The following is a 12,804-nucleotide window of genomic DNA, read 5'->3' on the forward strand; positions in this document are numbered from 1 at the left end:
AGATCCATGAATCGTCCGATCCGAACGGGAAATGATTCAGACGAGGCGCGCGCACGCATTCTGGAGGTGGCCGAGGAGCGCTTTCGCAGCGTCGGTTACCACAGGACATCGGTGGCCGACATCGCCGCCAAACTCGGCATGAGCCCGGCGAATGTCTACCGTTTCTTTCCCTCCAGGAATGCGATCAACGAATCCATCTGCGGCCGGCTTGTGAACGAGATCGCCGAAATTGCCTTTGCGATCGCCCGCACGAACGAACCGGCCACGGAGAAACTCGACCAACTCCTGACCGCCATTCACAGCCATACCAAGATGACGCTGGTCAAGGAAAGGTACATGCATGATTTGATTGCTACTGCCACGCGGGAGAACTGGGCAATCGCCAAAGCGCATATTGAGCGGATGGTAGCGATCGTGGAGGCGATCATACGCGAGGGCATCGAATCCGGCCAATTCCAGGTTGAAGATGCCGCGGAAGCCGCACGAGCGGTCAGGTTGGCGTTCATGCCATTCTTCCATCCGATTCTGATCGAGCACTGTGTTCAACAGCGCGGAGACACGGAGGCAGACATGCGCGGCCAGATTCGCTTTATCCTGAAGGCGCTCGGCAAGTCTGACCAAGCAGCCTGCCGTATTCCGGCATGATGCATTCACGCGCCGGCCGCGAGAGGTGGGACGCTCTTCCCCGGAATAAACGTTTCTGATCCAAGAGTTCATCCTGACCCGTCGGCGATCGTAGATTGAGGATGCCGTTCTGGAACAAAGTCCCGCCTGGGCGTTGTTTTGGTATGGTTCGTGAAGGCCCAGCAGAGCCGCCCCCTCCGCCCAAGGAACCCTATTCGGCAGAGAAGGCAAGGGGCGGCGAGATCATTCTTCGCACGCCGGCGAGAAGAGCGATCTTCTTGGCCGGGCTTATCGGTGCCCTGGTGCTGGCGGCATTCTTCTTCGTTTTGGCCCGCTAGGTACCGAGATCGGCGGAGAGTAGCGGATGGCGCAGTCCCGAAAGGCTGGTGGCAGCTCGCCCGCGTTTCTCTTCGTGATGACGACGGGTGTTGTCAACCTGTTTGGGGACATCACCTACGAAGGCGGCGCCAGCATCAACGGGCCCTTCATGGCGACGCTGGGTGCGAGTGCAGCCGTCGTCAGCGGCACGGCGGGGCTGGGTGAGTTTCTCGGCTATGCCTTGCGTCTGCCCGCCGGCTACGCAGCGGACCGCACCGGCCGCTATTGGCTGATCACCTTCGTTGGCTACGTGATCAACCTCTTCGCGGTGCCGGCAATGGCCCTCGCCGGGAGCTGGCAGTTGGCCGCCGCTCTGGTTCTCGCCGAGCGGATAGGGCGAGCACTGCGGAAGCCGACGATCGAAGCCATGCTCTCCTACACGACGGGTGAGCTCGGCAAAGGCTGGGTCTACGCGCTGAACACCGCGCTCGACGAGATCGGCGCGACCTTGGGGCCGCTTATCGTTGCGCTGGTGCTCCTGCTGAAGGGGGATTTCAGGACGGGGTACGCCTTCCTGACGATCTCGGCGGCGGCGGCGCTCATCACGCTGGTGGTCGCCCGGGTGAATTTCCCGACACCGTCGCATCTGGAACAGGGCCGCACGGCACCGGCTAGGGACTTCTCCAAGGCCTATTGGCTGTACATGCTGGCCGGCGCGCTGTTTGCGTCCGGGCTGATGAGCTTCGAACTGATCTCCTACCATCTAGCCAAGGCGAAGATTGCCTCCGAGCAGTGGATCCCCGTGATGCTTGCGATCTCGACGGCATTCGGCGTTCTTGCGAACCTGGCCTTCGGAAAGATCTACGACCGCATCGGGCTTCCCATCGTGATCGTCGCGGTGTGCATCGCGGCCGCGTTCTCGCCATTCGTGTTCTTGGGTGGCTTCTGGTTGGTGCTGTTCGGCATGCTGCTCTGGGGCGCCGGCTATGCGATTCAGGACACGCTGCTCAAGGCGATCGTTGCCGAGGTGCTTCCCGAAGGAAAGCGAAACTTCGCGTTCGGGCTGTACTATGCGGGCTACGGCGTTGGGTGGCTCCTCGGCAGTATCGCGACCGGCCTGTTGTACGAAAACTCGCGAGCCGGATTGATCACGTTCTCGATCGTGATGCAGCTCGCCTCTGTACCGGTGTTTATAGTGGCGGAACGGCAGTGGCGCCCAAGCTGATGCTTCTCCGAAAGGGCTCGTGCTCCGTTATCGAGGACGGTGTCTCCTAGGCGGTGCTGCTTCCGTAGACGATGTTCTGGATCGCATCCACGAACGCCTTCAGTGCTTCGCGAGGGACGAAGTGACCGACACCAGGAAGCAAGTGACGCTCCTGGTGCTGTCCGCGACGTCCGAGATCGGACGAATTCACGGTTCGCAAAGCGTCGCCGATCGCTATCAGCAACACTATGGGCCGATCGGCAACTACGCACTCAATTCCTACGATGCGACGCGCATGCTGCTCTCCGCAATCGAGTGGATCGCAGGGGAGGTGGCGGAGTTTCCTCGTTCAGGCTGCTGACGACCTTTGCGTCGGCCACAATGATCGGATCTCCTCGGGCAGCGAGTGTCGCACCTTCTCTATCTGATTGGGATCGACATGGTGACTTAGCACGCGGAACACTGCACGCGCCGCTTCGACGGTATCGACCGGTTTCGCCGACTTCATCTGTGCCGATACGAGCGCAATAAATTCATCCGCCGACCTCCAGGTCTGTGGCGTGTCGCTCGGACGCCACTGTTCGAAATAACTGCCGCGCACCAAGAGCGGTAGTTGCGCGCCAAGATGAACGGCGAGGTTGAGCGGAACGCGATCACGCACGGTCCGTAGTACCGCCCCCAAGGCGTGCCACGCCAATTGTCTGTCGCGCGGCAGTGTCGTCATGATCTCATCCAGCCAGACGTTCGTCAGGTGGATCGTTCTGTCGAATACATCGAGACCTGTGGCGCTCATGGGATCACTCCATCGCTGGTTTGCGAAGGCAATAGAGCGTCCGCGGATACGTTCCAAAAAGGCTCAGCCAGAGTCGAAGATGTGAAGCCTGCGGTTCTTCGCAAGGTTCTGAGGGCCCTGCCAACCTGTCGTCAAGCTGCCCGTGGAGCAATGGACGATCATTGCGACCGGCCGTCCGTCAAACCAATCTTGACACGTACCACCTGATCTCGATCCTGCAATTCGGGCAGGTCGGTGGCTCCAAAATGTGTCAGCGAGCTCCAGGCGATGCACGACGCCAGAGTGTGTCCACGCGTCAAGCGCGTTTCTCTTCATTCGGGAATGGTTCGAACGTTCGTCGGCCCAGAAATGTGTCCGGGATGGGTCGACGCAGCACCTCGGCGGCTTCCCTGGCCATTTCGTGCATGCGAGCGAGCTGTTCGGCATCCCCGCGCTTCGAATGGTCGAGGCGATAAATCCGTGTGGCATGCTTCATGATTGGCTCCGCCTTTCAGGATCTTCTCCGCCAACACCACCACTCCAGCATGGTTCGCAAGGGAACAGACATTCAGCGATTCACATTTGGTTGTGCTGTGCCTCGAACGCATCTCGCGAGCTATCCTTCCGGCGTCGGGGCTAGATGGAGGCTGCAAGGAATATTTTCTGCATGTGCGGACGCGCCTGCTGAAGTGGCGTGCCGGACTCATCCGGTTCGGTCCAAAACTCGTCGAGTCATCGCTCGATCGTTCCGGTTCGCCGAATCTTCTTCTGAAGGAGCACGAGTCCGTAGAGCAGGGCTTCAGCCGTCGGAGGGCAGCCGGGCACATAGATGTCAACGGGCACGATACGGTCGCAGCCGCGCACGACCGAGTACGAATAGTGATAGTAGCCGCCCCCGTTGGCGCACGATCCCATTGAGATGACGTAGCGCGGCTCCGGCATCTGGTCATAGACTTTGCGCAGGGCTGGCGCCATTTTGTTGCAGAGCGTGCCCGAGACGATCATGACGTCAGACTGCCTTGGCGATGCGCGCGGAGCGGCACCAAATCGTTCAATGTCGTACCGCGGCATCGACACCTGCATCTGCTCGATCGCACAGCACGCAAGCCCAAATGTCATCCACATCAGAGAACCCGATCGCGCCCATGTGATGAGGTCGTCGAGCGGAGCCACGAAGTAGCCACGGTCACCGAGATGGTCCTGGACATTGTCGAAGGGAACGTTTTCGAGATAGTTCATGGCGATATCGCCTCGCAAGCCCCGCCCGATGCTGCAAGCGCTGCTCCGTCTCGGGTGTTCCTAATTCTCCTCCGTCTTCGTCGACTTCAAGCTCAAATGTTTTTGGCGGCTCGGCCGGAGGAACCGACGCTCTTGCGGCCTGACTGGAACTTCGCTTTGGTCGCTGCATGAGAGCCGCCGATCAAAAAAAGACCCCGCCGGTTACCGAAGTGACCTGACGGGGCTTGTGAACGAATCTTTGGTTTGGTCTATCCGTAGCTCTCGCTCTGGCCTCGCCATTCCATCGATCGCTCACCGAATTACCAACTGATGACTTCCGTGGACGTTCCGGACGGCGGCTATTTTTAATGTTTCAGGTTCCTGCATTGGCGTGAGACTGGCCAAGGCTCAGCGGCTGTAGGTGCCGACGAGCTCGGTCTGTCCGAGCAGGTGCGTCTGGGCCGCCTTCCAGATATCGCCGACCGCGAGCTTGGGTGCTTGCGAGAGCGCTTCAACGTCAAGCGCGGCAAGCTTGAAATGATAGTGATGCGTCCCGTGACCTCTGGGAGGTGCAGGTCCCTGGTAGTTTGGCTCGCCGAAATCGTTGACACCCTTGCCGATGTTTTTGCCGATGTCTTCCGTTTTCGCCCTACCGCCGCCAACACCTTCCGGCAGGACGGTACGCTCGCCCATGATGTTATAAAGTCCCCAATGGCGGAAAGTACCCGACGGTGCATCCGGATCTTCAACGACGAGTGCGAAGCTCTTGGTGCCCGGCGGTGGGTCTGACCATTGCAGCGGCGGGGAGAAGTTCTCGCCATCCGCAGTATATCTGGCCGGTATGCGCTCGCCATCGCGGAACGCAGGGCTCGTCAAGCTGAATGCCATTGCGGCCTCCTGCTTTGCTAGTTGTTGTGCATCTGGCGACGTTCCTGGTCGGTCGCCTCCGAGATACCTTGCAGAGCATCCCGTGCGGCGCCAACTTCGCAGCGGCCGAGATCGGCAAGTGCGACCACTCCGACCAGCCGCTTGTCGCGATTGAGGACAGGAAGCCGCCTCACCTGATGCTTTGCCATGATTTGCGCGGCAGCTTGGGCGTCATCATCTTCGAAGCAGTAGCTGATTCCCTCCGACATCACCTCGCGCACTGCGATGTTCCCGGGCGCACGATCGGTTGCGACGCCGCGCATGACGATGTCACGGTCCGTCACCATCCCGGTCAGGCGATCATGCTCGCCGACCGGCAATGAACCAATGTTGTCGGCGCGCATCCGGCGTGCGATGTCTCGAACCGTCATGTTGGGATCTGCGATTGCTACGTTTCGCTGCATGATCTGCTGGACTTGCATAGGCGTTCTCCTGAACAAGGGATTGCCGTCTTCCAACGACAGGTCAAGGCAAAGGTTTCTGCCGTTCCGGTAGACCGATCCGCGAAAACTCCGCATCGGCGTAGGTGTTTCCGCTCAGGTTCCGGCCCAGAAGGTGGCGTTGAAGAAATTCGACCTCGTCAGCGACCACCGCCTCGTGAGGCGGCCCATCGTAAATATCGAAATGATCGATGCCCGGATAAATGCGGAGTTCACCTTTCGGAGCCCCGCGCGCCGCCTCGATTGCAGGCCCCGGCTTGGCAACCTGATCGTCTGCGGCGACGCAAACCAGCCAGGGGCAATGAAGCGAGGCGCTGTGTTGGACCGGCCTATATGGTGGACCCAGCAGCCACGCTGCCGAAACGCGGTTCCGCCATCGGGATTCGTCGCCGATTGCAACGACACGACGCCAGCCGACCTCGGCTCCCGGCGCGTAAATCAGCGCCGCCTCATTGGGCTGACCAACGGCAGGCAAATAGCGCCCTTCGGCCGCCGCTGCCTTTATCTCCTCGAGGACGTGCTGAGGCCTGACGTAGGCTTGGGTTTCTCTGCCGAGCATCGGGACCTGACTGATGGCCGCGGCCACCTTGCGATCCGCCGCTGCCGCGGCAAGCGCGTGACCCCCGCCGGACGAGGAGCCGAGCGTCGCCACGCGTTCGGCATCGACACCGGGCAGAGAACGGGCAAATGCGATGGCAGCGCGCCAGTCGTCCAATTGACGAGAAGGTTTGTATAGGTCCGGCTCACCCGTGCTGTCGCCAAAGCCGCGGTAGTCAAAGACGAGCGCCGCAATACCTGCGGCCGCGAACCGGTTCGCGAACGCGCCGAGACGGTCTCGGCGTGTACCGGTCAGTCCGTGAGCCATCACGATGATTGGCCTTGCACCCTCGTCAACGGCGCCCGGGTATAGCCAGGCTGCGCATGTATCGCTGCTGGAGGAAAACCTTAGTTCTTTGCGCCTCATGCTCATTGGGTAAACCCCTCGGATGGGCCGCCGATTTCATGCGCGCAAGCTCGTTCCGTTTGGAATACGCTGAGTGGCTGTGATGCTCGACGCGGCATTCGTTGTGAACCTCGACTGCCGCAGCCGGTTCCTGTCACATGATCTGCCAACGAGGTAAGTCTTTCCACCTCCGAAGACACGATGTTGGACTACTTCGCCTTGCCCGACTGGGGCTGCTGAGGCTCATGCGGGAGCTGACCCAGCGTCACGTTCAATGAGCTTTGGTTCCCGGCGCGAACCATCGCGAGCTGAATTGTAGAGCCGGGCGCCATTGCGTGAACTTTCTTCGTCAATTCAGTGGCGCTCTTGATCGACTCTCCGTCCACGGACGTAACTACGTCGCCGCTTCGCAAACCGGCCTTCGCCGCGGGACCATTCTGTTGAACGTTGGCGATGATCGCACCATGAAGGTTGTCGGCACCGAGACTATCGGCAATCTCGGGAGTCACTGATTGGACTTCGGCACCCATCGACCCCCGCGTTACGGTGCCTTTTTCCCTCAATTGGGGGATCACTGATCGGACGGTGTCGGCAGGGATCGCGAAGGCAACCCCGGACCATCCACCGGACAGCGAAAAGATCATGCTGTTCACACCGATGACATCGCCGTTGGTGTTAAGGCTTGGTCCGCCGGAATCTCCGCTGTTGATCGGTGCATCAATCTGAATGAAACCCTCGCTCGGACCATTTTCGATTTCGCGTTCGCGAGCCGAGACAATCCCCGCCGTGACCGTACCTCCAAGCCCGAATGGATTGCCAACGGTGAGTACCCAGTCGCCGACGCGTGGCGATTGTTCCGCCATTTTCACGTAGCCAAAGTCCGTTCGTCCGTCGACCTTGATCAAGGCAAGGTCGCTGAGTGAATCCCGTCCTACCACCTTTGCTGGGTAGGTCTTCTTGTCGCTCGTGAGGATCGCAGCCGTGTCGTTGTCCCCCACGACGTGGCTGTTGGTCACGGCGTAACCGTCCGGAGAGATGAAAAATCCTGATCCCATCGCGATCGATTGGCGCGCATTCGAGCCATTTCTCGGGTCCAGGCCATTCGGTCCAGGAGATCCCTTGCCGGGACGGTCTTCGGGAGCGTCCTCGTCGGGTACATCGTCGAACGGTGGGCCTGGCATCAGTTGCTTGGATCCGGCAGATCGAGAGATGACGCCGATAACAGCGGGTTGAACTCTCTCAGCGACGTCGGCAAGGCTATTTGGCCCGTTGGGCGGTGCGGCATCTCGAATTAAGTGAAGCGCGCCCTCGGAGCTGACTGCGGGATTGGAGCCGTGGTGCGTGGAGATCGGCTGGGCAACGGCCGCGCTGATTGTCGCTAGTGCCGCCACGGCTGCGCCGCAATTGGCCGATGCTCGATGGTAACGCAAGGTCAGTGCTCGAAACGCTATTTCGATTTTCATTCGTGTTCCCATTGTGTGTGGCACCTGTCTCGCCGGCCGCGCTTCGAAGCTTGCCACTAGGATGCTGGCGCGGGCGAACGTCCAAATGTCGAGGGGCCACAGCCCGGCCAGCGGCTTGTTGCGATCGAGGACGGCAGAACGTCGCAAGAGGTGCTTGGTCATGATCTGCGCTGCTTGAGCGTCTTCAAGCAAAAGCCAGCTCCTTCCGACATGACCACGCGAACCGTCGTATCCCCAACAAAAGGTCGGCGCAAAGGTTTCCATGGACCGTTGGGAACAGTCCATCGCGGCCCGAGTTTCCGCTGGACCGAGCGGCTCGCCGTCGTCTTTGCCTGCGGTATGCGATCCACATCGACGATGTGGCCAGCCACCCAATAGAGGGGATTCCCATGGCCCTCTCACGCGAAGCCGAGCGCGTTCACCATGAGTTCAATCGCGAACTCATCTCCCGGCTGCGCGATGCCGGCGAGCACTTGCCCCCGCCGGAGCGAGATGAATTCGGCGCCTTCTTCGCGCGCTTCGCCGACTCCAAGATCGTGTTGCTAGGCGAATCCACCCACGGCACGTCGGAATTTTATCAGGCGCGCGCGACCATCACGCGGCACTTGATCGAGCGGCACGGTTTCAACATCGTGGCGGTCGAGGCCGACTGGCCCGACGCAGCCGCGATCGACCGTCACGTCCGTCAGTTACCCGCCGCGCCCGATGCCGAGCTCCCATTCCAGCGCTTTCCGACCTGGATGTGGCGCAACGTCGAGGTGCGCGAATTCGCCAATTATCTGCATGTGCATAATCAAGCGAGTGCACCGGACAAGCGGGTCGAGTTCCGCGGGCTCGACGTCTACAGTCTCGGTCGGTCCATCGCCGCCGTGATCGATTATCTTGAGAAGGTCGATCCTGAACGCGCCCGCGCGGCGCGGCAACGCTACGGCTGTCTCACTCCCTGGCAGTCCGACCCGGCCGCCTACGGGGCCGCCGTTCTCGCCGGTCGCGACGATTGCGAGAATGCCGTTGCCGAGCAATTGCGCGAGCTCCTGGAGAGGCGGCTTGCCGATGGTGCAGGGGAAGGGGAGGCATTCTTCAATGCGACGCAGAATGCGCGCATCGTACGCGCGGCGGAGCGTTATTATCGCATCATGTACCGTGGCTCGACGGAGTCCTGGAATTTGCGTGATCGGCACATGTTCGACACGCTGCAATATGTGATGCAACGGCGTGGGTGCGGCGCCAAGGCGGTGGTGTGGGCGCACAACTCCCATGTCGGTAATGCGTCGGCCACCGCGATGGGCTGGGCGGGCGAGTTCAACATTGGAGAGCTCGTGCGCAACGCCCATGGCGAAGACGCGGCCCTGATCGGTTTCGGAACCGATCGCGGGACCGTTGCCGCTGCCAGCGACTGGGGCGGGGCGATGGAGATCAAATCAGTGCGGCCGGCGCGTGAGGATTCCTACGAGTATCTGTTTCGGCACACCGGCGTTGCGCGCTCCCTGACTGACCTCCGACCGGGCACCCGACGCGGCCTGCGGGAAGCACTGACCGGACCGCGCCTGGAACGAGCCATCGGCGTGGTCTACCGGCCGGAGACCGAGCTGTTCAGTCACTATTTTGAGGCGGCACTGCCGGACCAGTTCGATGCCATGGTCTGGTTCGAAGAGACGCACGCTGTGACGCCGCTAGAAGCCCCGGTATCGGGAGCCGCCGCAAGATCGGTTTAGATCGGCGCCTCGACAACGGCGCCGCGCTCGTCGGAAGTTTCGCACCGTAGCATGGTCGATATGAAAATCGCCGAATCCGAACGGAGGCGGCGAAAATTAACTAATTAAATGCTCAATAAAACTAAAATTAATATAGAATAAACATTTAATTTGGGTTACGATAAGCCAATTGTGCCGGACGGACGCACAAGGACCTCGGAAGAGACGACTCCAGCATCCCGCTTAAGCCCCAGGATGCAGGAGCCGTTTCTCCGAGTACTCGCCTGAGGAGTATTGGATTGAGCGTGCCTCAGGCGCTGGACAAGTTGCGAAGACAAGATTCTTTGGAAGCTGGTGAACACTGAGCGTCACCGGGCTTTATCGCCCAGACTTTGAACCTAACTGGAAAAGAGGCGAGGCTATCTCCTCGATTGCCGCTGGCCATGCAGAAGCAGATCGCAATTGCCCTTTGGTCGTTGGCCGCCGCATGCGTGCTGGCTTTCATATTTGCGGCGATCGTCTCAGGCCGCGAATTCCGTAGCGCCCATAGACGTGCGAGCACGGAAACAATCCAAGTTTCAAGTTCGCTCAGCGGTGGCCTACTGAGGGCAAACGCAACGACCTTCAGTTGTTGGGCCTAGTTCTCCAGCCGTATTCCTGATGCTGGATCGTTGTGGCGATATCGACATCTTTGCCGGTCGACAGGCGCCAGGCTGCCACCCCGAAGCACAAGGTCAGGGTCAGGGCGAGGGCGAGCAGAAGCATGGAGAGGAAATGGCTCACGCGCGTGTACCCGCAAGGTCTGAAACTAACAGCAAGAACGAGCACAGAGGCGCGATTCGGAAAATGCAGGCGATCTGACCCATCGGCCGTTTTCCCCCATCCCGACACCAGCTAAGAGCGCTCACGATCGCGATCGTGATTGGGGCGTGCGCAATGACTGTCCGCCAAGCGGGTAAGTTGGGACGACAGAACTAGTATGAAGATACCCCATGCCCCGAGCGCCCCCTGAGATAGCCTAAGAGCTGCTTTTTGGATCTGACCCACAAAAACAACGAAAGATCGATTGCACAGAACAATTGTTGGCGGCACATGCCGCCGTCCGACGAGGCGGAAACCAGAGCCGCTTCACGTTGGAGAGCCTCGCTTTATGGAAGACAAGCGACGATCGCGAGAACTACATCGGCGGCGAGGTCACCCGAATACATCGACAAGAGCAACTCGGCGCCAAGCACAACTGCAATTGCTTTGAGCGTGATCATTTTGAAACTCCCTCGCCAACAGAGAGGAAGCTAGACCCGCACGGTTTCCGGACTGCTTCGGGGGAGGCCGTAAATGATTTCGTTCACCAATCCGTTATCTGCGAAGGTATCGGGAGGTTGGCGATGGGAGCACAGCGAGCCTTCAATCCAAAACACCGGGCATTGTCTGTCCCACGCCCGTCCCAGAGGGACGTTCGGGGACATTTTTTAATAAGGATCTGCTGACCGCGCAGTGTGAAATAGGTTATTTCCACAACCACAAAATGAGGCTAATGTGGCGGCATTAATTGGTAAAGTCATGTTGTTATTGTATATTATGAGGGGCCAATGGATGCTTATAGTGCGCGTCTCCAGCGTGTTTCTTCGGAAGGCCAAAAGCTGAAAGATATAATGCTGGAGATCCAGCGGCTACGCAGGCTTGTCAACCTGGCAGAGGCCGAAGTGAGAAGCAGACAGCAGAACGGCCGGCCCACAAAAAGGAACAACCTCAGGCTCGTCATGGATACGAGCGTCGCAACGAGCGTCAATTCTCACTGACCTCTTTTCGAGGGGGATTCCGATGAGGCTAGCTCTGCCTTATACCGGCCTTGCAGTTTGTCTCGCAGTCGCGGCCTGGCTTACCTTCGTTCACATTTTATAGGACGATCAAAGGCAGGTGCTCCGCCAAAAGCCTCAACGGCGACCAGCCGACAGGCTGGACTCTGAGGGGGAGCAGCGATGGTGGGATATGCCACCGTTCGGTTGTCGTGCATTATCGCGTTTCGGCCCTCGCCTCCGAGCTTGCAGCGCTCAAGAACCTGTGGGGCCGGGTGTCGAAGGTCGAGGAGAGCAAATCGGCAAGACGCCGGCGACGCCTGATTCTCCATAAGAAGCCTTGTTGGGCTGTCACCCGGCAAAGGGAGAGCGGCGCATCGAGATCAGCGGAGCGCTACGCAGTGACGGGCGCGCTCGATGCGGCGGTATTCGGATTATCTCCCATTGGCGGGAGCGAGGAGCCGGCCGTGCATTGTTCGACATGCTGACGAAGGGTGTCATTAGCCAAGTGCTCCCAGAACTCAGCCTCGGCGAGAAGCTTCCAGCTTCGATCAGGATAATGCGCAGAAGTCTGTCGGCACAGCAACGCCATCGCGCGCAAGCGGCGTACGGTCTCCATCCACTCCTCCCATTAGTTTTCCCCACCTTATTTTCCGTTTTGCGTAGGAGCAATTATTATTATGCAGAATAATCAATTTTAACTTTCAAGGCGATACGATTCGGAGGCAAGCAACTTACGCTTTGCTTTCGAATCGCCTCTCGAGCGCGCAACTGCCGGACTCAGTTGAAGCGACGCCTTAATAGAACGAGCTAGGCAGACATCAGAAGGGATAAGTCCAACTCAGGTGGAGCACATGATCAGTGGCGGTGTGTCGTCGGCGCTCGCGTGGCTCGGTCGAGCAAAGCCACTTGGAAGCTCTCGCTAGGATTGGAGCCGCGTGCGGTAACTCGTCCCAGACCGGGGCCGTCGCATCCGCGACGCCGAGCCCGATCTCCGTCTTTCTCCGGAGCTTCGCGCTTCCGCCCTTCGTACTTTCTCTCGAAGCCTCTCCAATTGAGCAAGCATGCTAGCGAGTGTGATGGCCGTGTGTCGCAGAACGGCCAAGCGGCTGCAAACCCCACTACTCACTACAGTACCCCCAAACACGTCTTTGCTGGATCAGCGACGGGACCTTTTGATGACGTGCCAGCGTGACGTCTAGCCGAGGGATCGTCAGATCGTCAGTTCGCTTTATGACAATGCGTCGAAATATTTCGAACGTCTCTTCAAAAACCTTCTACAATATAAGAGCATTGATGAATGCATGCGACATGACGCGGGTGAGGATTGAGCGCTCGATGGTCAAGAATCTCCTGAAGCCCGGCTCGCAGTTGAGCCGGTGCATGCCAGCGGCAACGCCGGTCC

General features: G+C 59.5%; 12 protein-coding genes and 1 pseudogene. 4 read left to right on the forward strand and 9 right to left on the reverse strand.

Annotation, left to right across the window (positions count from 1 at the left end):
- Positions 1-6 precede the first annotated feature (6 nt).
- The 3 genes from AAE027_RS09955 (at position 7) to AAE027_RS09965 (ending at position 2,507) form a co-directional block, all read left to right on the forward strand.
- The gene (locus tag AAE027_RS09955; protein WP_370987599.1) at positions 7-645 is read left to right on the forward strand and encodes a TetR/AcrR family transcriptional regulator; all 639 of its coding nucleotides are present in this window, start codon (positions 7-9) and stop codon (positions 643-645) included.
- Between the two features lie 394 nt (positions 646-1,039).
- A complete protein-coding gene (locus AAE027_RS09960) occupies positions 1,040-2,167 on the forward strand; it encodes an MFS transporter (RefSeq protein ID WP_370987771.1) in 1,128 nt (375 codons plus the stop codon).
- Positions 2,168-2,288: 121 nt separating this feature from the next.
- Positions 2,289-2,507, forward strand: a complete 219-nt coding sequence (locus AAE027_RS09965; RefSeq protein ID WP_370987600.1) for a hypothetical protein — start codon at positions 2,289-2,291, stop codon at positions 2,505-2,507.
- On the opposite strand, the gene AAE027_RS09970 is transcribed toward AAE027_RS09965, so the two are convergent.
- From AAE027_RS09970 to AAE027_RS10000, 7 genes and pseudogenes are all read right to left on the reverse strand, one after another.
- Entirely contained in the window at positions 2,496-2,939 is a 444-nt protein-coding gene (locus tag AAE027_RS09970; protein ID WP_370987601.1) for a DUF2267 domain-containing protein, read from the reverse strand. The genes AAE027_RS09965 and AAE027_RS09970 overlap by 12 nt on opposite strands.
- A 295-nt stretch (positions 2,940-3,234) precedes the next feature.
- Positions 3,235-3,414 carry a hypothetical protein gene (locus AAE027_RS09975; protein WP_370987602.1) on the reverse strand — a complete coding sequence of 60 codons (180 nt, stop codon included), beginning with the start codon at positions 3,412-3,414 and terminating at the stop codon, positions 3,235-3,237.
- Between the two features lie 236 nt (positions 3,415-3,650).
- Positions 3,651-4,112: pseudogene (locus AAE027_RS09980) on the reverse strand (NuoB/complex I 20 kDa subunit family protein); the annotation flags it as partial.
- A gap of 432 nt (positions 4,113-4,544) precedes the next feature.
- Entirely contained in the window at positions 4,545-5,024 is a 480-nt protein-coding gene (locus tag AAE027_RS09985) for a YbhB/YbcL family Raf kinase inhibitor-like protein (RefSeq protein WP_370987603.1), read from the reverse strand.
- A 17-nt stretch (positions 5,025-5,041) separates the two neighbouring features.
- The gene (locus AAE027_RS09990) at positions 5,042-5,485 is read right to left on the reverse strand and encodes a CBS domain-containing protein (RefSeq protein WP_479714213.1); all 444 of its coding nucleotides are present in this window, start codon (positions 5,483-5,485) and stop codon (positions 5,042-5,044) included.
- Between the two features lie 43 nt (positions 5,486-5,528).
- On the reverse strand, positions 5,529-6,473 hold the full coding sequence (locus tag AAE027_RS09995; protein ID WP_370987605.1) for an alpha/beta hydrolase: 945 nt from the start codon (positions 6,471-6,473) through the stop codon (positions 5,529-5,531).
- A 182-nt stretch (positions 6,474-6,655) separates the two neighbouring features.
- Positions 6,656-8,173 carry a S1C family serine protease gene (locus AAE027_RS10000; protein ID WP_370987606.1) on the reverse strand — a complete coding sequence of 506 codons (1,518 nt, stop codon included), beginning with the start codon at positions 8,171-8,173 and terminating at the stop codon, positions 6,656-6,658.
- A 125-nt stretch (positions 8,174-8,298) separates the two neighbouring features.
- Between AAE027_RS10000 and AAE027_RS10005 the strand changes: the two genes are divergently transcribed.
- Positions 8,299-9,624 (forward strand): erythromycin esterase family protein, encoded by a 1,326-nt coding sequence (locus AAE027_RS10005; protein ID WP_370987607.1) that lies wholly within the window; start codon positions 8,299-8,301, stop codon positions 9,622-9,624.
- Positions 9,625-10,227: 603 nt separating this feature from the next.
- On the opposite strand, the gene AAE027_RS10010 is transcribed toward AAE027_RS10005, so the two are convergent.
- Together AAE027_RS10010 and AAE027_RS10015 are read right to left on the reverse strand one after the other, a co-directional pair.
- Positions 10,228-10,386, reverse strand: coding sequence for a hypothetical protein (locus tag AAE027_RS10010; protein ID WP_370987608.1), 159 nt, complete (start codon positions 10,384-10,386; stop codon positions 10,228-10,230).
- A 1,407-nt stretch (positions 10,387-11,793) separates the two neighbouring features.
- A complete protein-coding gene (locus AAE027_RS10015) occupies positions 11,794-12,018 on the reverse strand; it encodes a hypothetical protein (protein WP_370987609.1) in 225 nt (74 codons plus the stop codon).
- Positions 12,019-12,804: the final 786 nt, after the last annotated feature.

Source organism: Bradyrhizobium sp. DN3 (genome assembly GCF_041357655.1).
GTDB lineage: Bacteria > Pseudomonadota > Alphaproteobacteria > Rhizobiales > Xanthobacteraceae > Bradyrhizobium.

Bases quoted from the DNA above. Each gene is read 5' to 3' on its own strand.
- AAE027_RS09975 (WP_370987602.1), bottom strand. From the start codon at position 3,414: ATGAAGCATGCCACACGGATTTATCGCCTCGACCATTCGAAGCGCGGG.
- AAE027_RS09985 (WP_370987603.1), bottom strand. From the start codon at position 5,024: ATGGCATTCAGCTTGACGAGCCCTGCGTTCCGCGATGGCGAGCGCATA.
- AAE027_RS09960 (WP_370987771.1), top strand. From the start codon at position 1,040: ATGACGACGGGTGTTGTCAACCTGTTTGGGGACATCACCTACGAAGGC.
- AAE027_RS09955 (WP_370987599.1), top strand. From the start codon at position 7: ATGAATCGTCCGATCCGAACGGGAAATGATTCAGACGAGGCGCGCGCA.
- AAE027_RS09990 (WP_479714213.1), bottom strand. From the start codon at position 5,485: ATGCAAGTCCAGCAGATCATGCAGCGAAACGTAGCAATCGCAGATCCC.
- AAE027_RS10015 (WP_370987609.1), bottom strand. From the start codon at position 12,018: ATGGAGACCGTACGCCGCTTGCGCGCGATGGCGTTGCTGTGCCGACAG.
- AAE027_RS10000 (WP_370987606.1), bottom strand. From the start codon at position 8,173: ATGGAAACCTTTGCGCCGACCTTTTGTTGGGGATACGACGGTTCGCGT.
- AAE027_RS09995 (WP_370987605.1), bottom strand. From the start codon at position 6,473: ATGAGCATGAGGCGCAAAGAACTAAGGTTTTCCTCCAGCAGCGATACA.
- AAE027_RS09970 (WP_370987601.1), bottom strand. From the start codon at position 2,939: ATGAGCGCCACAGGTCTCGATGTATTCGACAGAACGATCCACCTGACG.
- AAE027_RS10005 (WP_370987607.1), top strand. From the start codon at position 8,299: ATGGCCCTCTCACGCGAAGCCGAGCGCGTTCACCATGAGTTCAATCGC.